Origin of the sequence: Pseudoalteromonas sp. MER144-MNA-CIBAN-0113 (assembly GCF_040308965.1) — a bacterium.
GTDB lineage: Bacteria > Pseudomonadota > Gammaproteobacteria > Enterobacterales > Alteromonadaceae > Pseudoalteromonas > Pseudoalteromonas tetraodonis.
The window spans coordinates 140215-164479 of the sequence record NZ_JBEOOG010000001.1 but is presented as its reverse complement, the minus strand read 5'-3'; the positions used below and the strand labels follow the sequence as shown (position 1 = coordinate 164479).

The 24265-nt window shown below is 40.5% G+C and carries 17 protein-coding genes and 3 pseudogenes; 7 read left to right on the top strand and 13 right to left on the bottom strand.

Annotated features, from left to right (window positions below; translation table 11 throughout):
• Window positions 1–21: 21 nt before the first annotated feature.
• Together AAEY57_RS00675 and AAEY57_RS00670 are read left to right on the top strand one after the other, a co-directional pair.
• Window positions 22–1977, top strand: a complete 1956-nt coding sequence (locus AAEY57_RS00675) for a hypothetical protein (protein WP_350605703.1) — start codon at window positions 22–24, stop codon at window positions 1975–1977.
• Window positions 1978–2039: 62 nt separating this feature from the next.
• Entirely contained in the window at window positions 2040–2498 is a 459-nt protein-coding gene (locus AAEY57_RS00670; protein WP_350605700.1) for a TlpA family protein disulfide reductase, read from the top strand.
• A 40-nt stretch (window positions 2499–2538) separates the two neighbouring features.
• Here the strand turns inward: AAEY57_RS00670 and AAEY57_RS00665 are convergent, their stop codons facing one another.
• Together AAEY57_RS00665 and AAEY57_RS00660 are read right to left on the bottom strand one after the other, a co-directional pair.
• On the bottom strand, window positions 2539–3849 hold the full coding sequence (locus tag AAEY57_RS00665; protein WP_064663350.1) for a DASH family cryptochrome: 1311 nt from the start codon (window positions 3847–3849) through the stop codon (window positions 2539–2541).
• Between the two features lie 131 nt (window positions 3850–3980).
• Entirely contained in the window at window positions 3981–5708 is a 1728-nt protein-coding gene (locus AAEY57_RS00660; protein ID WP_350605698.1) for a DUF885 domain-containing protein, read from the bottom strand.
• A 200-nt stretch (window positions 5709–5908) separates the two neighbouring features.
• On the opposite strand from AAEY57_RS00660, the pseudogene AAEY57_RS00655 reads away from it, so the two are divergent.
• A pseudogene (locus AAEY57_RS00655) lies at window positions 5909–6082 on the top strand (DUF4202 domain-containing protein); the annotation flags it as partial.
• A gap of 41 nt (window positions 6083–6123) precedes the next feature.
• Window positions 6124–6629 (top strand): annotated as a pseudogene (locus AAEY57_RS00650) (TFIIB-type zinc ribbon-containing protein).
• A 54-nt stretch (window positions 6630–6683) separates the two neighbouring features.
• Here AAEY57_RS00650 and der read toward each other — a convergent pair.
• The 9 genes and pseudogenes from der to ndk form a co-directional block, all read right to left on the bottom strand.
• Window positions 6684–8153, bottom strand: coding sequence for a ribosome biogenesis GTPase Der (der, locus tag AAEY57_RS00645; RefSeq protein WP_010389444.1), 1470 nt, complete (start codon window positions 8151–8153; stop codon window positions 6684–6686).
• Between the two features lie 75 nt (window positions 8154–8228).
• Complete coding sequence (gene bamB, locus AAEY57_RS00640; protein ID WP_064663352.1) at window positions 8229–9407, bottom strand: outer membrane protein assembly factor BamB; 1179 nt, start codon at window positions 9405–9407, stop codon at window positions 8229–8231.
• Between the two features lie 10 nt (window positions 9408–9417).
• Window positions 9418–10038: a YfgM family protein gene (locus AAEY57_RS00635; RefSeq protein ID WP_028834270.1), complete on the bottom strand. Its 621-nt coding sequence runs from the start codon at window positions 10036–10038 to the stop codon at window positions 9418–9420.
• Window positions 10039–10083: 45 nt separating this feature from the next.
• A complete protein-coding gene (gene hisS, locus AAEY57_RS00630; RefSeq protein ID WP_350605695.1) occupies window positions 10084–11364 on the bottom strand; it encodes a histidine--tRNA ligase in 1281 nt (426 codons plus the stop codon).
• A gap of 185 nt (window positions 11365–11549) precedes the next feature.
• A complete protein-coding gene (gene ispG / locus AAEY57_RS00625; protein ID WP_013462930.1) occupies window positions 11550–12668 on the bottom strand; it encodes a flavodoxin-dependent (E)-4-hydroxy-3-methylbut-2-enyl-diphosphate synthase in 1119 nt (372 codons plus the stop codon).
• 5 nt (window positions 12669–12673) lie between these two features.
• Complete coding sequence (locus tag AAEY57_RS00620) at window positions 12674–13543, bottom strand: RodZ domain-containing protein (protein WP_350605692.1); 870 nt, start codon at window positions 13541–13543, stop codon at window positions 12674–12676.
• 372 nt (window positions 13544–13915) lie between these two features.
• Window positions 13916–14815: pseudogene (gene pilW / locus AAEY57_RS00615) on the bottom strand (type IV pilus biogenesis/stability protein PilW); the annotation flags it as partial.
• A 114-nt stretch (window positions 14816–14929) separates the two neighbouring features.
• Window positions 14930–16060 (bottom strand): dual-specificity RNA methyltransferase RlmN, encoded by a 1131-nt coding sequence (gene rlmN, locus AAEY57_RS00610; RefSeq protein WP_350605690.1) that lies wholly within the window; start codon window positions 16058–16060, stop codon window positions 14930–14932.
• Between the two features lie 183 nt (window positions 16061–16243).
• Window positions 16244–16675, bottom strand: a complete 432-nt coding sequence (ndk, locus tag AAEY57_RS00605; RefSeq protein ID WP_008111339.1) for a nucleoside-diphosphate kinase — start codon at window positions 16673–16675, stop codon at window positions 16244–16246.
• A 271-nt stretch (window positions 16676–16946) separates the two neighbouring features.
• Here ndk and AAEY57_RS00600 point away from each other — a divergent pair, with 271 nt between their 5' ends.
• The 3 genes from AAEY57_RS00600 (at window position 16947) to AAEY57_RS00590 (ending at window position 20278) form a co-directional block, all read left to right on the top strand.
• Window positions 16947–18272, top strand: a complete 1326-nt coding sequence (locus AAEY57_RS00600; RefSeq protein ID WP_350605686.1) for a methyl-accepting chemotaxis protein — start codon at window positions 16947–16949, stop codon at window positions 18270–18272.
• Window positions 18273–18636: 364 nt separating this feature from the next.
• The gene (gene trhP / locus AAEY57_RS00595; protein ID WP_350605683.1) at window positions 18637–20022 is read left to right on the top strand and encodes a prephenate-dependent tRNA uridine(34) hydroxylase TrhP; all 1386 of its coding nucleotides are present in this window, start codon (window positions 18637–18639) and stop codon (window positions 20020–20022) included.
• 10 nt (window positions 20023–20032) lie between these two features.
• The gene (locus AAEY57_RS00590) at window positions 20033–20278 is read left to right on the top strand and encodes a YfhL family 4Fe-4S dicluster ferredoxin (protein ID WP_350605680.1); all 246 of its coding nucleotides are present in this window, start codon (window positions 20033–20035) and stop codon (window positions 20276–20278) included.
• A gap of 114 nt (window positions 20279–20392) precedes the next feature.
• Here the strand turns inward: AAEY57_RS00590 and AAEY57_RS00585 are convergent, their stop codons facing one another.
• Both AAEY57_RS00585 and AAEY57_RS00580 read right to left on the bottom strand, forming a co-directional pair.
• Window positions 20393–21124 (bottom strand): M48 family metallopeptidase, encoded by a 732-nt coding sequence (locus AAEY57_RS00585; protein ID WP_350605678.1) that lies wholly within the window; start codon window positions 21122–21124, stop codon window positions 20393–20395.
• Complete coding sequence (locus tag AAEY57_RS00580) at window positions 21124–24264, bottom strand: type I restriction endonuclease subunit R (protein ID WP_350605676.1); 3141 nt, start codon at window positions 24262–24264, stop codon at window positions 21124–21126. The genes AAEY57_RS00585 and AAEY57_RS00580 overlap by 1 nt, the downstream gene beginning before the upstream one ends.
• Window position 24265 lies beyond the last annotated feature (1 nt).

Genomic DNA, 24265 nt, shown 5'->3' with positions numbered 1-24265 from the left:
TACTGAAGATTAAGGATAATCATGGTTAATAAACTACAAGGCAATTATGCTAACTTAAATGCGTTGCTTGCCCAATCGGTCAATAATTCAAACCAAACCAGTATGCCCACAGGTTTGCAATCGCGTGCTCACTTAGCGCCAAGTTCGGCAACAATCACTGATGAAATGCTTAGTCAGTTTAGTGACCAACAAGTCGATGAAATACTTAATCAGCAATTATCCTCGTTACTCACGATTTCCAGCACACCCAGTGGCTCAAATTATAAGCTCTCTAGTGAAGAGGTTGCACTACGTACGGTGATAAGTTCTCAGCAAGAGGGCCTATTAAAAAATGAACGTAGTGATCAGTTAATTGAGCGTTTAAACAGCTCGGTAAAAAATATTCAGGGCGCTTATGCTAACACTAGCGATATTTTATCAAACTTGGGGCAGCTTGGGTTCAATCAAAAAACGTTTTTAGCGTCTAGTCAGCAGCGTGTTGAACGCTCGCTAGACCCCTTTATGGAAAGTTTTAACCGCGAGCGATATGAGGATGATGATAACTATGGATTTGAGCTGTCGGTAAAAACCAAAGAAGGTGATGTTATTAAAATCACTTTTCATTCTGCGCAAGGTTACGATGAGGAAACAGGCGAAACCACTGACGAATTTAGCGTAAGTTATGAAGTAGATGGCGACTTATCTGAGGCTGAACACCAAGCATTAACGCAAGTACTTTCTGGTGTTGGTGAAATGGCGGATGAATTTTTTAAGGCTAAACAAAGCGCTTACAGTCGTTACGTACCCGCAAACCAAGCTGATTTAGATTTAAGCTTTCTAAGCAATTTTGATAATAAACAGCTTTCGGGTTTTGATTTGTATTTTTCAACGTCAGAGGGAAATACTGCCGATGTTGATGGAGCGCTCCTTGGAAAAGACAATGAGCTTAATTTAAGCTATACCCTTGATGAAGATTCTGAGCAGCAAATACTGGAGTTTGAATCGGTAAATGGTCAGAACAACATTGATTTTTCGCTCGATATGTCAACCATTGGCGCGCAAGACAAAAGCCAAATGCAGCAATACATAAAAGCGCTCGATAAGAGTTTAGAAGATAGCCAGCTCAATAGCTCTGAGAAAAGTACACGTTCGGCGTTTGGTCACAAAAGTGATGAAGTGATGAAACAAGGGCTCGCTGTTTTTAAAAGTGCGTTTAGTAGTATGTCATCAGCCGCTGAGCGCTATAGTCAAATAGAGTCAGTTGCTACACAGCAGTTTACTAACGGACGCGAGCTGGTAGCTGATTTAGTTGACAATATGATCACCCGTGATCCACGCTATCAAGGACTAGGAAGTAGTGATAAAAATTCCCTAGGCGATGGGATTTCTAAGTTAGCTGATTTTGATGCAAAATTTTCTTTTGCAATGGATCAAGGTGATTACATAGCAACAAGCACCACAAAGCTGAGTCAAAATACAGAATACCAAAAGTCAGCAGGATTAACTGGGGTTACTCAAGATAAAGCGGCGAGCACACGTTTTAATTATGAAGAAGGTAACCGCTCAGACATCCCTCCTGATTATTATGATAAACAAGAAAATTACACTGTTGGTACTGCTGTAAAAAATAACGAATTGGTTGCCCTTGATCAGGCCCATGAGGTGGATGTAGATAAAAAAGTGTATCAGTTTAATCCTGAAATATCTCAATACGAACTAAAAAAGGAATTGAAAGAAACAACCACCAGTGAGAGCAATATTCGTCTTATTAACGATATTTGGCTCGAAAAAAATGAAGATAGTTATCGTATGGATGAAAGAAAACGACTCAGTGGTGTGGGGGCGACGAATGAGTTTAGAACAACATCGAGTTATTCACATACGCAATTAGTGACGTTAATCGGTGATTTAGATAAATTAGAACAAAACAAAGAAGCCAAACGTGAGTACTTAGCGGTTTTATCGCAAGTGGATGATTTTATGGATAAAAGCAAGTAACTTTTATTTACTTAAGCTCGATTATGGGTATAGTAGCTAAAATGCTTTTTAAGTATAAGATTATGTTTAAACAATTAATTTTACTTTTAATGTTGAGTTTACCACTGGCAGTGAATGCAACGCTCAAACCACACTCAGACGCTGTTACTGCTAAGCGTTTATTAAGCGATCACGATAAACTTGCCAAGCAATACCAAGCATTTTCGCCTACACCCCAAGACGTTGCATTGATGCAAAAATTAGCAGGTAAAGAGGTGTTAGTGCTTTTAGGTACCTGGTGTCATGACAGTGCTCGCGAAGTACCTCGATTTATAAAGTTACTCGATGAGTCGAAAGTTGAACTTTCGAAAATAACCTTTGTTACAGTAGGTTATGACAAACGTGATGAGGCAGGCATTGCCCTAGCGCATTACTTACAGTATACCCCCACTTTTATTGTGAAGCATAATGGGGTTGAAATTAACCGCGTAGTAGAAAAGCCCAGCGGCACACTTGCCCAAGACTTAACCTTGGGCTTGTAACGAGAGTCAGCTAGCCAGTATTATGTTCGAGGTTTTCTTATTACACAGGCCAGTCGGCGGCGTCTAAGTCATCTAACTGTGCATCACAGTGCTCATTCCCTTGCCATTTGGCAATATATTCACCGTGTGGGTCGTATTGCTGGGTTTGTTTTGCCAAATTAAAGTGTCGCCCACCGCGCGGATCGACCCCAACCCCAGCAATATATTGCCAGTTGCCCCAATTAGCGGCTACATCGTAATCAATAAGTTGTTGTTCAAAGTAAGCAGCGCCATAGCGCCAGTCTAGTTGTAGTTCGTTGACCAAACAGCTGGCTGCAATTTGTCGTGAACGGTTAGTGATAAAGCCCGTTGCGTTAAGCTCCTTCATAATAGCGTTAACTAGCGGAAATGGGGTACTGCCTTGGCACCATTTTGCAAAACGGTTCGGGCTAAAAGTGGTAAGTGGCGAGCTTTGTTTTTTACCTTTAAAAGTAAATAACTGATGCTTCACATTAATTGCATGCCACTTAAAATACTCACGCCAGAGCAATTCAAACTTGATCCAGTATGTTGATTCATTTTCCCCATGCTGCGCTTCATAGGCATCTACTGCACAAAAAATTTGCTTGGCACTAATACAACCAAAAGCCAGCCAGCTACTAAATTTAGTCGAGTTATCAAAGCCATCCAGCTCATTACGGGTGATTTTATAGCTGCTTGGTAAAGCTGATGAAAAGTACTGTAGACAATGCGCAAGGCCGGCTTTGTGTCCACCTTGGAGTAAAGGGTTTCCTGTTGGCGGCTCTGATATAGGCTGTTTAGCACATAAAATAATAGGCGGTGGAAGTCTTTTTGCTGAGAACGGCACTGCGGATAAACTGATACCAGTGGCTTCGATTTTTTTTCTAAAAGGGGTGAAGCCGGTTGGTAAATCAGCAAGTTCAAAGGGCAGTTGTTGCTGTTGATATAAGGTATCTTGCATCACAGATTTAAATACCACAGTAGCGCATTTCGATTTAAGCGCGGTAATTTGGCGTTGCTCATAAACGCCTATTTGCTCGCTATAAACTACTTCATCAATGCCAAGCTCATTAATACGCTGTGTTAATACCCTTACCGGATCGCCTTCTAAAATATGCAAGGTTTGGCCAAGACCTAAAACAGACTCCTGTAGCTCGTATAGGCTTTGCATTAGAAAGCGTTGTTTATGTACACCATAGGGTTTTTGTTGATAGTTATTGCTTTTAAACCAAGCAGGATTGATCACAAATACGATATCAAGTTCACATTGTTGTTGTGATAAATCATTGAGTATGGGGTTGTCATCAATGCGCAAATCATTTTGCAGCCAATACAGAATACGTTTTTTCATACTTAAGCTCTGGTTTTTAAAATCATTAACTTTACGAAGCAAAAGTGGGTAGGGATTAGTTTTGAGGTGTTTAATAGGGCTTTAAAAAGAGGCGGCAACAATACCGCCTCTCAATTTGTTCTAGCTTTATTTTAAATAGCTGATTTTTGCTGTGCTATCCAGTCATTAATTACATCTTCTAGTACCGCCATAGGGAGTGAACCTTGTCCAATAACGGTATCGTGGAAGCTGCGTATATCAAATTGTGCGCCTAGCTGTTTTTCTGCTTTGGCACGTAGTTCGCGTATTTTAATTTCGCCCATTTTGTATGAAAGCGCTTGGCCTGGCCAAGAAATATAGCGGTCTATTTGATCTTCCACTGCGCTTTGTGGCAAAGCGGTATGATCAGCCAAATAATCAATCGCCTTTTGGCGGCTCCAGCCAAAGGCATGAATACCGGTATCAACCACTAAGCGCACTGCGCGCCACATTTCGTAGCCTAAACGGCCAAAGTCACTGTATGGGCTTTGGTAAAAGCCCGCTTCTTTACCTAAACGCTCTGTATAAAGTGCCCAGCCTTCGCCAAAAGCAGAGTGGCTCAGTGTGCGTCTAAACTCAGGAACGTCTAACTCCATCGCAATGGCGTTTTGTAAATGATGCCCAGGTATGGCCTCGTGTAGGCTAAGTGCTTCTAAATTATATAAAGGCTGCAGTTTTGGAGTTGAGGCTAAAAAGTAAGTACCCGGTGAGCGGTTATCAGCAGGTGGCATATAAAACGCACCGCGACTCGCTGAGCCTTTAATGGTAAAAGTATTGCGCGGTAAGTGGCCAAAGTAAGTGGGGAGTTTGCCATACATTTTTTGGGTTATAAAAGCGGTCTTTTCTAGCAAGTCTTGGGGATCGGTTGCGTAAAATTGCTCATCGGTTGCTAAAAATTTTAAAAAGTCACTGTAGCTGCCTTCAAAACCAACACTATCAATAATGGCTTGCATTTGTGCTTTAATGCGCGCCACTTCTTTAAGGCCAAGCTCATGGATTTGCTTGGGGGTCGCATTTGTTGTGGTGTAATAATTTACTGTATATTTGTAATAATCAAGGCCCCCTTTGATGCTTGCAATACCGGGCTGCGCTCTACAATGTGACATATATTCGTTTTCAAAAAAGTCGTAAAAGTGCTCGTAAGCAGGCACGACTTTTGAGGCAATTAACGCTTTAGCTTTATTTTGGTAAGTTTCTTTTTGCGCTGCAGTAAATGTATTAGGGATGCGAGTAAATGGCTCATATAAGGCGCTATTCTCAGGTTGTTTAACTATATGGGCGCTAATACTTTGGCCATAATTTTTAAACGTTTCGCAGTAGTGGGTAAAACCAGTTTGAATGCCTTGCTTCAGTAAATTAATGTTTTGCTGATTAAAGCGCGGGTAATCACCAAGGCTCACTAAAAAGGCATCGTAATCATCAATGGTTAAAAAGGCCATGTTGGCCGGCGCTTCTGCAAAGTAAGTGTGCCAGCCACTTAAAAAATTAACCGGAAAGTATTTATCTTGGTAAAGGTAGCTTTGCTGCTCGGTTTCTCGCTCATATTTAAACAAGCGGTAGTTCATTAACTGCTCGCTATTGAGCGTTTTAGGATCAATGCTGGCTAAGTTTTTTAGTACGCTGTTGTTGTAAGCTTGGCGCTTCGCAATGGCTTGCTCGCTCCAATCGGGTAGGGTACCGTTGGGCTTCCAACCATCAGGATCGGTTCTAAAAAATATTTTCTCAGCTTTGGCGTTTTGCCAGTGGTTATCAATAATGGTTTTTAAATCGCTGTTACTGTCGGCTAAGCTTGGCAGCGAGGTGGCTGCTAAGGCAATAGCTAAAATTGTTTTTTTTAGCATGTTGAATTTCACTTTTTAAAATTTTAATTATTATTTATGCGCGCTGATTTTATGATAATAACAAGTTCACTCAATTAATGCGTTGGTTTTTAACAGCAGTCTAGCTTATTGTTTTACTGGTGTTTAAAATAAAACATATTGGAGTAGCGATATTTAATAACGTATTTTGCTAACCGATAAGGCGAATAGCCAACACCCAAATATTTATTGAGCATTTCATGCTTAGCTTTGCAGGTTCGAAATCCGATTATGATGAAGAAAAATGGATTGGGATTACTCGCTGTACTTGGAAAAAAATGTCAGATAATGCACATGAGTTTGTATTGGCAGGTCACACACCATTAATTGGCCTGATACACAAAGCGTTAGAATAACTATTTAACTTTAGGTATTAAAATAAAAAGGATTTTTGAAAATGTTGTGCCCTCGTACAAATACACCATTGGAGCCTATATTAGTTGGCGGTATCACTGTTTATACATCGTCGTTAGGCGGCGTTTTTTTCGATAACAGCCAAATTTTAAATTTAGCTCGCCAGAGTTAAAACATGGTCAGGTTTTACTTAAGTATTTGAGTAATTATGCCGAAGGTGAGGGTGAAGTCGCAATGCGAGTAAATTGCCCTAAATGCCCAAGCATAGTGATGATGCGTAGGTATTTTTCAGCGCTAAAAGCAGTTGAAATAGATGAGTGCCCAAGCTGTGCAGGAATATGGCTTGATAGTGGTGAACTGGAAAAAATACACGAAAATCATCTAACGCCCAAAGAGCGTAAGCTATTAGCTAATGAGATGGCTACAAATCATGGTTTCATATCCATTAAAACGCCAAAATCGAAATATTACCCTAAAGCGCCTAAAAATCTTCAAGGCACCACAGTTGAACGGCTGGTGCAATTAGCATTAATTAATTTTGAATCATAAAAAACGGCGTACTATAAAGTACGCCGTTTTATTAAACTGACTTAATCAAAATCGTTATGACTTATTGCGGTTTTCTTTACTAAACGCACGAATTTTACGTTTTTGCGACAGGGTTACTTTATTAGTACGCCCTGCAAATGGGTTATCGCCTTCTCTAAATTCAATTTTGATTGGCGTACCCATAATTTTTAGTGCTTTACGGTAGTAGTTCATTAGGTAGCGTTTGTAGCTATCAGGTAAATCATGAACTTGGTTACCATGAATGACGATACGCGGTGGGTTATAACCCCCAGCATGCGCATATTTAAGCTTAACACGACGACCGCGAACAAGTGGCGGCTGGTGATCCGCTTGTGCCATGTCCATAATACGACGCAGCATAGCGGTGCTTATACGTTTAGTTGCCGACTCATACGCTTCGTCAACTGATTCAAATAAATGACCAACACCCGTACCATGTAGCGCAGAGATAAAGTGCAAGCGGGCAAAATCAATAAAGCCTAAGCGACGATCAAGCTCAGTTTTAATACGATCTTTAACGTAGTTATCTAGGCCATCCCACTTGTTCACTGCAATCACCAATGAACGACCTGAGTTAAGCGCAAAACCTAATAAGCTTAAATCTTGATCTGAAATACCATCGCGGGCATCAACCACTAATAGCACCACGTTACAATCTTCGATTGCTTGTAGTGTTTTAATGACTGAGAATTTCTCAACCACGTCACTTACTTTTTTGCGTTTACGCACACCGGCTGTATCGATAAGAATATATTCTTTATCATTACGGGTCATCGGAATATAGATAGAGTCGCGCGTTGTACCTGGCATATCGTATACAATAACACGATCTTCTCCCAGTATACGGTTAGTAAGGGTTGACTTACCAACGTTAGGACGACCAATAATAGCCAGCTTTACCGGCTTGTCGGCAAACGCTTGGTGATCGGTGTCATCTTCTTCACCTTCTTGATATAAGTCGATAAGTTCTTCATCGTCATCGGCTACATCTTCATCAAGTGCGGCAAGTTCAGCAATAACTGGCTGAAGTGTTTGCTCAAGCAGTAAAGTAATACCACGACCATGAGCGGCAGCGATATGATGAACTTCACCGAGTGAAAGTTGATAAAACTCAGCACAGTTCGAGTCAGCATCAATGCCGTCTGTTTTATTGGCTACCACAAAGCACTTTTTCTCTTGCTTACGTAAGTGGTTAGCAATAGCTTGGTCAGCCACTGTCATACCTACGCGAGCATCAACTAAAAATAAAACAATATCCGCTTCTTCAATGGCTAGTAATGACTGATCAGCCATTTCGGTTTCGATACCTTCTTCTGAGCCATCAATACCGCCCGTATCTACCACGATAAATTCAAAGCCATCGTAATTTGCTTGGCCATATTTTCTATCACGCGTTAAGCCAGGAAAGTCGGCAACGAGTGCATCACGAGTACGTGTTAAACGGTTAAATAATGTGGATTTGCCCACATTGGGTCGCCCTACAAGAGCGATCACGGGAAGCATAAACTACCTCTTTAAAAAACAACAAAAGGCTTCGCAGTGCGAAGCCTTACAAAAAACTATATGACTATTAGTAAGTTAGTTTGGTATTTTTACCGCGCTAACTTCACCATCACGGGTGTATAAAATCAACTTATCGTCAGCAACAACAGGCTCAACAAAAAAACCTGAGCTGTCAAAGTCTTCACGAGATACTAGCTCGCCAGTGTCTTTATTTAACCAATGCAAATTGCCTTCTTGGTCACCTAACGCTAAATAATTACCGGCAACCGCTGGGCCTGTTAAGTACCAGCCACGAAGAGCGGGTTGGCTCCAACGTTCAATGCCTGAATCTTTATCAAGTGCATAAACAACGCCGTTACTATCAACAACGTAAATTGTTTGCAAATCCATGCTAATTTCACGGTAGCTGCTGTATTCACGTTTCCATACAACATTACCTGAACGAATATCTACTGCTGATAAGTTACCATTGTATGCAATAGCATAAGCAAATGGGCCACTAATAAGTGGTTGTGTATCTACATCAACTAAACGCTCAAACTCTGATGCGCCTTTTGCTACAGCAATTTCTGCGCTCCACGCTGAGTAGCCGCTCTCAGAAATTAAAACACTGAGCTTACCTGTTTCAAGGCCAACCAACACACCACCATTAGCGACGGTTGGTGAACTTTGACCGCGTAAGGTAAGTGCTGGCACTTCTTGCTCAAAGCTCCAGCGCTCTTCACCCGTATCAGGATGCAGGGCCAGTAACTTACCTGATGCTAAATTAACAAACACTAAACCATCGCCTGCAGCAGGTTTAGACAGTGATTCGCCTGGCACTTTTTTACGCCATACCTCTTTACCTGTCTCACGATCAAGGGCAATGACATAGCCATGTTCTGAACCTAAATAGATTTTACCATAAGCTTGTAATATTCCGCCTGATAATTTTGCACTATCGTTATCGCTCCAAGGCCAAAACGATAAATCATGACGAACATCGGTTTCCCAAAGCGTATCACCATTGGCAAGTGATAACGCTTCTACTTGGCCTTCGCGACTCGCTACATACACAGTATCTTTATAAACAGCCGGTGATAGGCGTGAGAAGTAATGCTCTACACCGCTACCTATTGATTCTTGCCAAACAACTTCTGTTTCAAACTGATTGGCTATTTCAGGAAGTACCAGTTCTTCTTCATCATCACTTGATGAACAGCCCATAAGTGTTGCCATACAAAGGGCGAGCGTTGCTGTTGTTATTTTTCTCATGCCTAAAACCTTATGCCGCTGGGCTAGTTACTGCTAGGTCATCTAACTTAATTTGTAATAGAGGATTGCTGGTTAATCCACCGGCATCAACCGCAGCTTGGTAGGCTACGCGTGCTTGTTCTTTATTGCCTTGCTGAGTGTAAATATCGCCTTTTAACTCTGCAACATTTGCATTAAATGCCTCCGGCAACGGCGAATTTAACGTGGTTAATGCATCATCGTATTGTTGTTGAGCAATTTGCACACGCGCTAAACGCGTAGTTGCAATGGCTTTTAACTGCGCGTTATCGACATTTGATACAATCCAGCTTAGCTTTTCATTTGCTACATCTAACTTTTGCGCATCTACGGCTTCTTTTGCAGCAACAAATGCTGCTAAAGTTGCGTACTGAGTGTCTTTATTTTCACTGATGAAGGCATCAGCAGAGGCTAATACGTCATCACTTTCAACAAGCTTAGTGTAGGCATCAGATGCTTGCTCTGCCGTTGTTATTTGGTTTTGGTTGTAGGCTTTCCAACCGTACAAACCACCTAAGCCAACAATAACACCTAATGCAAGTGATAGGCCGTTTTCACGAAAAAAGCGTTTAATCGCTTCTGCTTGTTGTTCTTCTGTTGAATAAATTTCCATGCTTACCTCTATTAAAGCGCTTTACTCGCTGCGCTTTATGTAATTTTAGCTATTAATTAGTTCTGCAAGTAGCGCTTTAGCTTGTTCTAGTTCTAGTGTGACTTGTTCTTTACGCTCACGTAAATACTTTATGGTCACAACGCCTTGCTCTAATTCATCTTCACCGATAATAACCGCGACTAATGCATCGCTTTTATCAGCACGTTTTAATTGTTTTTTAAAGTTACCACCGCCAGCATGCACCATAACGCGTAATCCAGGTACGTCTCGACGTAACGTAGATGCAATAATAGGCGCTTGAATGCTGGCTTTGTCGCCCATGGCTGATAAATATACATCAGTACTACGGCGTATGTCACCTACACATTCAAGTGCTTGAAGTAGTAAAACTAGGCGCTCTAATCCCATCGCAAAACCAACTGCTGGGGTTGATTTACCGCCTAATTGCTCAACTAAGCCATCATAACGACCACCGGCACATACTGTACCTTGTGCACCTAAGCTATCGGTTACCCATTCAAATACAGTACGGTTGTAATAATCTAAGCCACGAACTAGCTTTTCATTAACCGTGTATTTGACGCCTGCGGCATCTAATCGTTCACATAAATTTTCAAAATGTTCTTTTGATTCAGTATCTAAATGTTCAGATAATTTTGGCGCATCTACTAATATTGCCTGTATATCTGGGTTTTTAGTATCCAAAACGCGCAGCGGGTTAGAGTACATACGACGCTTAGAGTCTTCATCTAGTACATCGGTATGTTGTTCTAAAAAGGCAATTAAGGCATCACGGTACTGCGCGCGAGCTTCGTTTGAGCCTAATGAGTTAAGCTCTAAGCGTACATGATCGCTTATGCCAAATGCTTCCCAAAGTTGCGCCGTGAGTAATATAACTTCAGCGTCTATATCGGCGCTGGCAATACCAAACGTTTCTAAACCAAATTGGTGAAACTGACGGTAACGACCTTTTTGTGGGCGTTCATGGCGAAACATAGGGCCCATGTACCAAAGGCGTTGTTCTTGATTGTATAACAGGCCATTTTCGTTGCCTGCACGTACACACACCGCGGTACCCTCAGGGCGCAGAGTTAGATTATCACCGTTACGATCGGCAAAGGTGTACATTTCTTTTTCTACAATATCGGTTACTTCACCAATAGAGCGTTTAAATAGGTCGGTTGATTCTACAATTGGAAAACGAATTTCTTGATAACCAAACGATGATACGGTCTCGCGTAAAATGTGCTCTACTTTCTGCCAAACTTGCGTATCGCCTGGCAGGCAATCGTTCATACCGCGAACTGCCTGAATTTGTTTTGCCACTGATAAATCCTAAATCTGTTTATGTGCAGTCTTAGACTGCAACCACGTAAAACTAAAAAATCGACCGCGCATTATAACCCTAACTACGAGGTAATTGCGAGTATAGCGGTGTGTACGTAATTTGTACTGCGCTTTAAATGCCGCTACTAAAAAAGTCAATTGAATGCATATTTCTGGCGTTTAAATTACTCTACGATTTTTATGTCGATTGGTGTTTGTTGCTGCTTTTGCTCGATAAAATCGCGCACATAACCTTCGAGTTGATCAACAATATTATTGTTATCAATACGGGCTTTTTGGCGTTCGCCATTTATGTATAAGCCTGAGCGACGGTTTGCACCGGCAAGGCCAATATCACTCACTAGCGCTTCGCCTGGGCCGTTAACAACACAGCCAATTACAGACACTGAAACCGGTTCAATAATGTCTTCTAAACGTTCTTCAAGTTGGTTCATGGTGCTCACCACATCAAACTCTTGGCGTGAACAGCTTGGGCAAGCAATAAAGTTAATCCCTCGCGAGCGAATACGCAGTGATTTTAATATATCAAAGCCAACTTTTATTTCTTGTACTGGATCTGCAGCGAGAGATACGCGCAGCGTATCACCAATGCCTTCTGCTAATAACATGCCTAAACCAACGGCCGATTTAACAGAGCCAGAGCGCATGCCGCCAGCTTCGGTTATTCCTAAATGCAGTGGTTGGTCGATTTCTTTAGCGAGCAAGCGATACGCGCCTACCGCTAAAAATACGTCTGATGCTTTTACTGAAATTTTAAATTGATCAAAGTCTAAACGGCGTAATATATCTACGTGGCGCATTGCCGATTCTAATAAAGCTTCTGGAGTGGGTTCGCCGTATTTTTCTTGTAAATCGCGCTCAAGTGAGCCGCCATTTACCCCTATTCGAATAGGAATATTATGCTCACGCGCTGAATCAACTACCGCTCTAATACGCTCTTCACTACCAATGTTGCCTGGGTTGATACGCAAACAATCAACACCGTATTTTGCTACTTTTAATGCAATGCGATAGTCAAAGTGGATATCGGCGACAAGGGGTATCGACACTTGCTCTTTAATACTTTTAAATGCCTCAGCGGCATCCATGGTCGGTACTGACACGCGAACAATATCTGCACCGGCATCTTGAATAGCTTGAATTTGGGCTACAGTGGCATCAACGTCCATCGTGTCTGTGTTGGTCATCGACTGCACGGCAATAGGTGCACCATCACCAATAGGAACATTACCCACATTTATGCGTGTGGATTTTCTGCGTTTTATAGGAGATTCTGAAAACATAGCGACTACTCTGCTAAGGGTAATTTAAATTTAGCTAAACGGTTTTTAGGAAAGGCCGAAATATCAACTGGCTCACCATTTAGGGTAATACGAACAACATCATGCTTGCCTAATACCACTGAAAAAGGCGCTACTCCGGTTAGGGTCATTTCGTAGCCTGCTTTTTTTACACCAAAAGCAATTTTTTCATCATTGGCATCGTGAATTTCTACCCAGCTCTCATCGTTAAACATCATAAAAATGGTGCTTAAATCACTGTTTTTTGGCTCACTGGTGCTTTGTGCATTATTAACTGGCGCAGCTTGAATTGTTTGTTGTTCATTTTGTAATGCAGAATCTACTTCTTCTGTAGATTCAATGTCATTTAATAGTGCCTCGTCGGCGGCTTTAGCTAACAGCTTGGTGTTTTCTTGTTGTTGAGTTATGAGCGAGTTATTAGCATTAATAGTTTTAGTTTGTTCATCAATAGGCATTGCATTTTGCCACCACCACACTGCAGAAGAACCAATAACGATAGCTAAAATTAAGTAACTTACGGTCATAAGTCGGCTGTCATGGGCTTCTTTTTCTGTGCGCCTTGAAAAGCTTTGCATATCGACCGGTTTATCTGATGTGCTAAAAGCCGGTAACATCGCTAAAATAGCTGCGCTATCAATGTTTAGTGTACGACAATAGTTTTTTATATAGCCTTTAACAAACGTTTTTGCACCGAGTAAATGATACTCGTCGCTTTCAATATGCTCAACTTGTGATTCTGTTAGCTTTAATAGCGAGGCGATTTCAGCAATGCTGATATTTGCATTTTCTCTATGCGATTTTAGTATTTGTCCTACAGAGGATTCGTCGCTCTGCGGTTGTGTATTATCTTCATTCATAATATGTATGAGTCTGGATCCACGAGTAAAAGTTAATGTTTTGGCTTAACAACCAGAGTAAGACTTCGTTTTTATTTTTTGGTATTCGTTAATTCTTGTTGCTAAGGCGCACTATAAAAAGGGACTACATGAAATATCTTAAAAACTATACCGTGTTTAGATAAAATTTATGTGTTTTTAAGTCCTTTAATACACCTTATTCGTAGTAGTCTAGCATTGTATCACACTGAAATGCTAAATTGCTTTACCCTAAAACAGGCTTTTACACATCATCCTCAAGGCTATATTTTGGTTTACAGCTAAAAGGTGTGTAATTATCTAGCGTATTTTTTTTGTTTGCTCACCTGACGCTTCGCTATTTGAAGCCGGTATGGGGCTTTTTTTACGAATAACCTTTATTTTCGGCTCAGCAATAATTTGATTGTTATTATTGCTTTCTTGTAATTCATCAAGTTGTGCTTGACGGTACTTTTCTCGCAGCACTTCAAACTCTGTTTGCCTTAATTGGTTGTCACGAATGGCGTTAGCTTGAACACTATTTGGGTACGTTTGCAAAATGGTAGCTGCAATTTTTTCTGCTTCTTCAATTTTACCCATTCGTTGTTTAACCAAATAGCCAAGCAATAAAGCGCGAGAAGAAACTTGCGCGGTATCGTCATAACGTTTTATTAAGTTGCTGGCTTTGTACAAGTCGCTTTTTGCGTAATATAAAGCGGCTAAGCTTATTAATGTAGATGCGCGTTGTGAACTATGGTTTAGTGCTTGCTGAAAATAGCTTTCGGCGTTGGTGAAATCGTTAAACTCAATGGCACATAGAGCCAAATTTTCATAGCTTTGCGCTACACGAATATAACTAGGTATTTCAATCGCTTTTAAAAACTGATCGGTGGCGCGGTCATACTCATTAATACTGCACAAAAACGTGCCGTAGTTGTTTAAGGTGTTAGGATCATTTGGCTTAATGGCCAACGCTTTTTGATAGGCTTTGTCGGCTAATCCGTTCTCGCCAACTTGTTGGTAATAGTATGCTAAAGAGTAGTGTACTTCGGGTAAGTTTGGGGCGTACTCGCTGGCACGTTCTAAGTTATATTTCGCTTGAGAGTTATTGCCTGTATTTAAATACTGTAATGCCAATGCTATGCGCGTGCGAGCTGCACCATCGTTATTAATTTTATTCTCGAGGACCGGTTTATCGCTGCCGTTGTAACTATTCTCGGTAACACAACCGCTTAAAAACAGTGTTGATAGTGCTAACGTAAGTAAAGATCGCATTACTTTGTCTCTTTATTTATATCCATAACCTCTATCTTACCTCAAAGCCTTTGTGTTGCATCATTTATTTAAAAATAAACGATATATCACAAAGGCTCTTGATTACTCAAAAAATTAGGCTTGCTGAATATTTACGGCAATCGCATTATCTGCACGCATTTTCTTTTTCGCTAAACGCTTAGTACGGTCAACAACATCACCCGCTAATTGCCCACAGGCTGCGTCAATATCATCCCCTCGGGTACGACGTACAATGCAGGTAATCCCCGCAGCTTGTAATACCTTTGAAAAACGGTCAATTCGGCTGTTGCTTGAACGTGTGTACTCGTTACCTGGAAACGGGTTAAACGGAATAAGGTTCACTTTTGACGGTGTACCCTTTAATGTTTTAACAAGTTCATGTGCTTGATCAGTGCTGTCGTTAACACCATTAAGCATCACGTATTCAATGGTCACGTCTTTATTTGCTTTAGAGCCATCAATATAACGACGACACGCCGCTAAAAATTCTTCAATCGGGTATTTTTTATTAATGGGTACTAAAATATCACGTAACGCGTTATCAGGAGCGTGCAAAGAAATCGCCAGTGCTACATCGATTTTTTCTTTCAATAAATCAAGTGCAGGCACCACCCCAGAAGTACTTAAAGTAACGCGGCGTTTCGATAAACCAAAGCCCCAATCGTCCATCATTAACTCCATAGCTGGAACAACGTTTTTAAGATTAAGCAGCGGCTCGCCCATACCCATCATTACCACGTTGGTGACAGGGCGTTTCTCACTATTGCCGTCAAGGCCAATGTCTTTTGCTACGCGCCATACTTGGCCGATGATTTCAGATACTTTTAAGTTACGGTTAAAGCCTTGTTGTGCCGTTGAGCAAAAAGTACATTCTAGTGCACAGCCCACTTGAGAAGATACACACAAGGTGGCGCGATCTTTTTCTGGGATCCAAACTGCTTCAACTTCTTGACCGCCTTCTAACACGAGTGCGTATTTGATGGTACCGTCGCTGGCTTGTTGGCGAACTGATATTTCTGGTGCAACAATTTCGCATTCATTTTTAAGCTTTTCTTTTAGCTTTTTGTTTACGTTACTCATTTCGTCGAAATTATCTACGCCAAAATGATAAATCCATTTCATCACCTGATCGCCACGGAATGGCTTTTCACCGAATGATACAAATAGCTCTCGCATTGCATCTCGGTTTAAATCTAATAAGTTAATCTTTTTTTGCTCGGTCATGTAACAACCTCAATCGGTGGCGGTGATGGTAAAAATTTACAAGGACGAATTGTACACAATTCATCCACTATAATCATTAAGTAAAACATCATAAATAAACGGCTAATATTTTACTTAATGACTAAAAAAGGGCTCGAAAGCCCTTTTCATACTTTGCATCACAGGGTTAGCTGTGAACTCGAATTAACGAGTACGTGGGCAAAGCTCTTCGTCAGCGAAGAAGTACGCGATTTCGCGAGCAGCAGATTCAACAGCGTCAGAACCGTGAACCGCATTTTCGTCGATGCTATCAGCGTAGTCTGCACGTAAAGTGCCAGCTAGTGCTTCAGCAGGGTTAGTAGCACCCATGATTTCACGGTTTTTAAGAACAGCGTTTTCGCCTTCAAGAACAGTAACCATTACTGGGCCAGAAGTCATGAAAGATACTAAAGCACCAAAGAAAGGACGTTCGCTGTGTTCAGCGTAGAAACCTTCAGCTTTCTCTTGTGAAAGGTGAACCATTTTAGCTGCAACGATTTTAAGACCCGCAGTTTCGAAACGGTTGTAGATTGCGCCGATGTGGTTTTTAGCAACTGCATCAGGTTTTACGATTGAAAAAGTACGCTCTAAAGCCATCTTTGTGCTCCAATAATTTAAATAAAAGGTTGAATATTAACGGGCGCGAATTATACGCGTTTTAGTCGAAAAAACCTAATTTATTCTACGTTGACGAATATTTTAATTTAACAACCTATACTTAACTGAACTAAAAAAGTGGTTATAACGTTAATATGAGTTTATAAATTAGTGCTGCATCTGATTTGTATTATTTTTAGTCATAGCGATTGTCAATGCGTCTATCGACTCCAAATGCATGAAGAATACATGCAAACTTTAAGGTAAAAGTATGTTTTTCAACCAATCTTTAAAAACTCAAGTTGCTGATTTACAAAGTAAGCTTTCTGTGAGGGAGCAGGTTAAGCAAAGTTTAGACAGTGAAATGCTGGTATTAGAGCTTGATAAACAAGGCGCTATTTTAAGACAAAATAAAAACTTTGAGCGGGAGTTTAACTACTCGAATAATAAAATAATTAATAAAAACATTTTAGATTTTATTTCAGAAAATGCGAGAAATAACGCTGATTTTCATGCCTTTAAAAAAGCGTTAAGTAAAGCCGAACATTTTGCTGGCGCTATTCAAGTATCTCACGAAAACGGACAACGAGATTGGTTACGCTGTATTTTACACCCGATAAAAAATGAGCAAGGTCAGCTTGAGTATTTAACCCTGCATTGCACTGTGCTTACACAAATAATTGAAAGCTCGAGAGAAAACGAAGATTTAACCAAAGCATTGCATCGTTCAACAGCGGTTATTGAGTTTGATACTCAGGGTATAGTTCTACGTGTTAATGACAACTTTTTAAAAAGTATGAGTTATTCAAGACAAGACGTGGTGGGCAAGCATCATGTTATGTTTTGTGACGAACAAGAAGCGAGTAGTAAAGAGTATCAAGTCTTCTGGCAACGGTTGCGCAATGGCGAGTTTATTGCGAGCAGATTTAAACGTATTGATAAGCACGGTCATGAGGTGTGGTTAGAAGCATCATATAATCCGATTTTTAATGAAGCCAATGAGCTCTACAAAGTAGTAAAGTTTGCTACGGTGATCACTGATCAAGTAGAAAGAGAACTGGCCATAGAGCAAGCGGCAAATATTGCGCATGGCACCTCTATCGAAACTGACAATAACGCGGATAAAGGCGCGGAGGTGGTACAAAAAACTGTACAGGTTATGAACGAACTGTCGGTGCAAATGGAGCAAGCTGCTCAAGAAATTTCAGCATTAGATAAACAATCGCAACTTATTGCGAGCATAGTGCAGAGTATTAGCAGCATTGCTGATCAAACTAATTTATTGGCGCTTAATGCGGCTATTGAGGCCGCGCGTGCTGGTGAGCAAGGCCGTGGGTTTGCCGTAGTCGCCGATGAAGTACGTTTACTCGCTTCAAGAACCAGTAAAGCTACCGAAGAGATTGTGGATGTTGTACAGCAAAACCAAAATTTAACCCAATCAACGGTGGCTGTAATAGAGCAAGGCAAACACAAAGCTCAGCAAGGATTAGATTTTTCTAATGAGTCGGGCCATGTGATGAATGATATTAAAAAAGGCGCGCAACAAGTTGTTGATGCCGTTAGTCAATTCTCGAACCAATTAAGCAGTAAAAAATAACTTAAATCTGCTGCTCTTCATTTATTAGCGCAGAAAGAAATTTTGATGATCTTGATCAAGGTTTCTCTTTTGCCCCCTCATTATACTTGCGCGGTTTATTTTCCTTAATACCAATTCGCTTAATTAAGTGGTCTATTTTGAGGTTGGAAAAACGTGTTGATAGCTAGGCAAAAAAATTGCTATTTAGTTGTTCTCGGCAATTGCTCCTGCATTGCTCTACCTTCTGCATCCATGCAGTCGTAAATGAGATTTTTTTAACGCAGGTAGCGACACGTTTAGCCCCGTAAAATGATTAAGTATTATTGCGGGTTGGTATAATTATTCATGCAACCGGCTTGAACCCGGTTCGATGTATGGAGCGCACATGTCAGCTGTTTCTTCCTCAACCCCGTTTATTCCTGAACTACTTTGCCCTGCTGGTAGCTTAAAAAACATGCGTTATGCCTTTGCTTATGGTGCCGACGCTGTGTATGCCGGTCAGCCTCGTTACAGTTTAAGGGTTCGCAATAACGAATTTGATTTAGATACATTACAAATAGGGATTAACGAAGCACATGCGCTGAAAAAAAAGTTTTATGTAGTGTCGAATATTGCCCCGCATAACGCAAAAGTTAAGTCGTATTTACGTGATATAGAGCCGGTGATTGCTATGAAACCGGATGCATTGATCATGTCAGATCCTGGGTTAATTATGCTAGTACATGAAAAATGGCCTGATATGCCAATTCATTTGTCGGTTCAAGCCAATGCAGTTAATTTTGCAAGCGTGAATTTTTGGGCCAAGCAGGGGATTGAACGGGTAATTTTATCTCGAGAGTTATCGCTTGAAGAAATAAGTGAAATTCGCTCTTTATGCCCAGAAACAGAACTAGAAGTATTTGTCCATGGTGCTCTGTGTATGGCCTATTCAGGGCGCTGTTTACTCTCAGGCTATATTAATAAACGCGATCCCAACCAAGGCACCTGCACTAATGCATGTCGTTGGGAGTATGATATTAAACCTGGCACTGAGAACGAAACCGGTGAAATGGTACATAAAATTGACCCTAAAACGGTTATACCTACGTTAGGTGAAGGCGCACCAAGTAACGATGTATTTATGCTTGAAGAGCAAGGCCGCCCGGGTGAATATATGCCTGCATTTGAAGACGAGCATGGTACTTATATCATGAACTCAAAAGACTTACGCGCCGTGCAATACGTAGAGCAGCTAACAAAAATGGGGGTGCATAGCCTAAAAATAGAAGGGCGTACTAAGTCATTTTATTATGTTGCGCGTACCGCTCAGGTGTATCGTAAAGCGATTGACGATGCGGTTGCAGGTAAACCATTCGATGCTGATTTATTTAAAACTCTTGAGAACCTTGCACACCGCGGTTACACCGAAGGATTTTTAAAGCGCCACGCTCATCAAGATTATCAAAATTACGAATACGGCCATTCTGTATCTACCAAGCAGCAATTTGTAGGTGAAGTATTAGAACGTAATGCTAATGGTTTGGTTGAAATAGATGTAAAAAATAAATTTTGTGTTGGCCATTCATTAGAGCTAATGACGCCGAAAGGTAATATTAGCTTTACCCTTGAGAGTATGGAAAACAAAAAAGGCGAAAGCATTACTGATGCTAAAGGCTCAGGCCATATCGTAAAAATCCCACTGCCTGACACTATCGATTTAGAGCACGCCATACTGATGCGCAACTTGGATGAAAACCAAGATACCCGTAATCCTTTCAAACAAGCTGTTTAACGGGTAATTCATGGCTTTATTAATAAACAGCAAATGCATTAACTGTGATATGTGCGACCCCGAGTGCCCAAATGAAGCAATTTATATGGACGCTAAAATTTATCAGATAGACCCTACAAAATGCACCGAATGTGTGGGTCATTACGACAAGCCAACGTGCGTCAGTGTATGCCCCATTGATTGTATAAAGCCCGACCCTAATCATCGAGAAAGTGTGGACGAACTGGCAGAGAAGTATGTGAGATTGATGGGTTAGTTTAATACTTATTTATCATTTAACATGTGTGATTTTAGGCTAGAGACAGTTTCTTTCGTTATAGTTTTTTGAAATGTGGTTATTTCAAGCTTCAAAATAACTCTCTAATGTTTATCAGTATTGCCAATCTTCATAAGCTAAAGGCAAGCTGTTTAGTAAGTCTCGGCGCTCGCGCCAGTTATGCATATGCTTATCCATCAATGCTTTAAAACGTTCATTATGGTGTCGTTCAAGTAGGTGGATTAGCTCATGCACTAAAATATATTCTAAACATTCAGGCGGCTTTTTAGCAAGTTCAAGGTTGAGCCAAACCCGCTTTGCCTGAATATTGCAGCTGCCCCATTTTGTTTTCATTTTTTTAATATTAAGTGAGTCTGCTTTTACGCCAAGTTTTTTTTGCCATGAGGGCAGTAACTTTTCAATTGATCGTTGCATTTCATCACGATAAAAACGGTTTAATAACTTGAGGCAATTATCGGGTGATGTATTCTCATTCACTTTTAACTCTAACTGACCGCTACCTTTCGCGGTAACGGTAAATTTACCCTCAGGCTTTTTTATTGCTAGCCGGTATTTTTTTCCCCAAAGGTAATGACACTCACCATTGACCATTTCACGGATTGACTGTCGTTCTTGCTTGGCAAAGTCAACTTGTTGCTTTTTTATCCAAGCAAGTTTGTTAACAATAGCAAGCCGAATGGTTTGTTCGCTTGTTTTATTAGGTACCGATAATCTAACCTTACCATTGGGCGGTAAAACACTTAGATGGATGTTCTTAATGTCTCGTCGATTAATTTCAACATCAATACCGCCAATTTGTATCACTTCAGTATTAGCCTGATCCACTAATGATATTCCTTTTGGGCTTTTACAAGCTCCATAACTTCATTAATATCGACTTCATAACTCGATGTCTCTTGCCTAATTGCATTAACAATCTCACGCTCTTTAAACCTATCGCCAAGCCACTCAGCTTTTTTTGTGTAGCGCACTGCAGTATCAATTTTACTTGTAAGTACTTCATCATTGCCAAAATTATCGTAAATAGCCTGTTTGGCGGGGCTATCTACTGAAGTAGGGTAGTTATGGGCATTATTGCCTGTCGGGTTTACAACTTTTTTAGCTAAAGCTTTAATTTGTTCTAGGTAGTCTTGGTAGCTTATAGCTTGCTCTCTGCGCTGCGCAATAATAGCGTCAAGTAATGTAGCCATGCTTTCAAAGTACTTAGGGTTTACAGGGTTTTCATCAACGATGGTTTTTCTAACGTTATTTTCAATCGCTTCCGCCATAGATTCTTCATTATTTCTAATGCCTTCAGGTAATGAATCAAGTCCTGCGCCATTATTATTTACCACTAAATCTATTAAGCCAAGTTCCTCAAAATCCATGAGTACTTCGCTGTCATCAGCACGAATATACATATCAAGCAAATGTCGCATTGCAGGCTCAAAGCGTTTCATTTCGAGTAAGTCGCCACTGGCTAGTTTTACTTCGTCACGAACTTTCTCAAAATAAGCGACTTCTTTTTTTATTTTTTCAGCTTCAGTCAGTGAATAACCAGCTTGATCCATCTCATTTGCAACATTGGTGTACGCACGTATAAGTTTGGCAACGGTTTGATAAAGGGTTAAACGCAGTGCTTCTTTTTCATTGCGTTCGTTTTCATCTGTTGGTTCAACTCCTGATTCACCACAAAAGTAATGAATAAAGTCTTTAGTATTTCTTGGTGCTTTTACTGGTTCACATAAAGCTCTAACAGCTTCTAATGCATTGTCTAAATCAGATTTAGATTCTTTGAGGCGATCTTTTAATAAACCAGCAACATCGTCTTCATCGTAACCATCAAAAGCTTCAGCGGTAAAATCTTTAATCGCTTTATCTAATGAGCGAAATAAATCTTTATAATCGATAATATAACCATAGTCTTTATCTTCACCGTCAAGCCTATTTACACGACAAATTGCTTGAAACAGATTATGATCAGCCATTTTTTTATCAATGTATAAGTAGGTCGCAGAAGGAGCATCAAAACCGGTTAATAGCTTATCTACTACAATAAGTAACCGCATTTGACCAGGTTCTTCAATAAAGCGTTTTTTAACAGTTTTTTCAAACTCTTCTACGCGTTTTGCTGCTTCTTCTTCCGGTTGCTCAAAATAGTCAGCCAACATTTTGCGATAGGTTGCATATTTAAATAACTTTTCTGTTTTACCTTCACCCGTTTCTTCGCCTTTGATTGAACTTGCTGCTGGTTTATAGCTAGTCACAATTGCACATTTGTTAGCTAAGTCTGATTTACTAAATAAGTCATAAACAACACAGGCCTGATGAACGCTTGCGCAAACTAACATAGCATTACCCCTGCCAGACATGAGTGCAGGTTTGATCTCCATATCCATTAAAATGTCACTAACAATTTGCTCTAAGCGAGATTTACTCGAGAGCACTTTTTGCATCGTGCCCCATTTTTGTTTGAGCTGCATTTTTGCAAGGTTTGAAAGCCCTTTTGTTTTTGCAGCAAACCACTGGTCTACTTTTTTATCAGAGGTTAAATGCTGATCTATATCTCTAGCTTCATACCTTAAGTCAAGTACTACACCATCATTTACAGCTTCATCAAACTTATAGGTGTGAATGTATGGGCCAAATACCTCTAAAGACTTTTTCTTGTCCTTTTTCATTAATGGTGTACCAGTAAATCCAACAAACATAGCCTCAGGTAAAAGCGCTTTCATTGCTTCGTGTAACTTACCCGACTGCGTTCTATGACACTCATCCACAAACACAAATAAGTTGCCTTTAGCAGCAAAGTCATTGGGTAAGTTTTTAGTCAGTGCTTCAAGATAATCTTTTGTCGCTTCTTCATCGTCTTTATCGCTGGGAGCTTCACCATTGCGGCCAAATTTGTGCACTAATGAGCAAAATAGCCAAGGGTTAGGTTGGTTTAAGGTGGCAACTAAATCTTGGCCACTTTGGGTACGATATATCTCTTCATCAACACCAGAAAACACCTTCTCAATTTGTTCATCTAATTCGGTTCTATCCGTCACGATTAATACTCGTGAGTCCGTTATGTTTTCGCGTATCCACTTAGCGAGCCACACCATAGTGAGGCTTTTACCTGAGCCTTGAGTGTGCCAAATAATACCATCTTGCTTTGCTGTTACATGTTTTTTAGCGGCTTGAATACCAAAAAACTGATTATGGCGACAGGTTTTTTTAACGCCTGCATCAAACACAATAAAGTCATGTATAAGCTGCAAAAACCGATGTTTATCGCATAATTGAGCAAGATGAGTATCTAGTAAGGTGTCTGCTGTTACCCCCGCAGCTGGTAAGCCTTGTGTGCTATTTGGCTCTTTCCATTCTAAGTAATATTTTTCAGAGGTTTCAATAGTACCGTAGCGTATACCTTGCGTATCGTTACCCGCCATAACCAGTTGCATGGTGCTAAAAAAATTACGAATAAAATCTTTTTTCTGGTTATCTAAGTTTTGACGAATACCTTCACTTACTGAGACCGAGGAGCGCTTTAATTCAATTACGCCTAGCGCAATACCGTTTACATAAATTACTATATCAGGGCGCTTTTTTAACTCGCCTTTTACTGTAACCTCTTCAGCAATCGCAAAATGATTAGCTTCTGGGTTCTCCCAATCGATCAGCCAAACTGTTTGATTTTGCTGTCCCGTGCCTTCTTTTTCTTTTATGCCATAACGCAGTAGCCGGTATACATCTTTATTAGCATCAAATAGCTTTTTACCTTCGCCTAGGGCAGCGGCAGCGTCTAATTTTCGTAATGCACGCTTAATAAGCGTTTCAGGTGTTCTTCGGGCTTTAAGCCATTTAGTAAGTAATGCCGTTTCAATGTTGCTGTTGCCTTCGCGGTATTCCCAATCACCTAAATAGTCGTAATTTAGCTGCTCTTTAATAAATGTAACCGCTCGATTTTGGGTTTTTCGTTCTAATTGACCGACATTACTCATA

What these genes read in the sequence shown, in the direction of transcription:
- AAEY57_RS00675 (WP_350605703.1), top strand. Translation starts at nt 22, where the DNA reads ATGGTTAATAAACTACAAGGCAATTATGCTAACTTAAATGCGTTGCTT.
- AAEY57_RS00670 (WP_350605700.1), top strand. Translation starts at nt 2,040, where the DNA reads ATGTTTAAACAATTAATTTTACTTTTAATGTTGAGTTTACCACTGGCA.
- AAEY57_RS00665 (WP_064663350.1), bottom strand. Translation starts at nt 3,849, where the DNA reads ATGAAAAAACGTATTCTGTATTGGCTGCAAAATGATTTGCGCATTGAT.
- AAEY57_RS00660 (WP_350605698.1), bottom strand. Translation starts at nt 5,708, where the DNA reads ATGCTAAAAAAAACAATTTTAGCTATTGCCTTAGCAGCCACCTCGCTG.
- der (WP_010389444.1), bottom strand. Translation starts at nt 8,153, where the DNA reads ATGCTTCCCGTGATCGCTCTTGTAGGGCGACCCAATGTGGGCAAATCC.
- bamB (WP_064663352.1), bottom strand. Translation starts at nt 9,407, where the DNA reads ATGAGAAAAATAACAACAGCAACGCTCGCCCTTTGTATGGCAACACTT.
- AAEY57_RS00635 (WP_028834270.1), bottom strand. Translation starts at nt 10,038, where the DNA reads ATGGAAATTTATTCAACAGAAGAACAACAAGCAGAAGCGATTAAACGC.
- ispG (WP_013462930.1), bottom strand. Translation starts at nt 12,668, where the DNA reads ATGTTTTCAGAATCTCCTATAAAACGCAGAAAATCCACACGCATAAAT.
- AAEY57_RS00620 (WP_350605692.1), bottom strand. Translation starts at nt 13,543, where the DNA reads ATGAATGAAGATAATACACAACCGCAGAGCGACGAATCCTCTGTAGGA.
- rlmN (WP_350605690.1), bottom strand. Translation starts at nt 16,060, where the DNA reads ATGACCGAGCAAAAAAAGATTAACTTATTAGATTTAAACCGAGATGCA.
- ndk (WP_008111339.1), bottom strand. Translation starts at nt 16,675, where the DNA reads ATGGCTTTAGAGCGTACTTTTTCAATCGTAAAACCTGATGCAGTTGCT.
- AAEY57_RS00600 (WP_350605686.1), top strand. Translation starts at nt 16,947, where the DNA reads ATGTTTTTCAACCAATCTTTAAAAACTCAAGTTGCTGATTTACAAAGT.
- trhP (WP_350605683.1), top strand. Translation starts at nt 18,637, where the DNA reads ATGTCAGCTGTTTCTTCCTCAACCCCGTTTATTCCTGAACTACTTTGC.
- AAEY57_RS00590 (WP_350605680.1), top strand. Translation starts at nt 20,033, where the DNA reads ATGGCTTTATTAATAAACAGCAAATGCATTAACTGTGATATGTGCGAC.
- AAEY57_RS00580 (WP_350605676.1), bottom strand. Translation starts at nt 24,264, where the DNA reads ATGAGTAATGTCGGTCAATTAGAACGAAAAACCCAAAATCGAGCGGTT.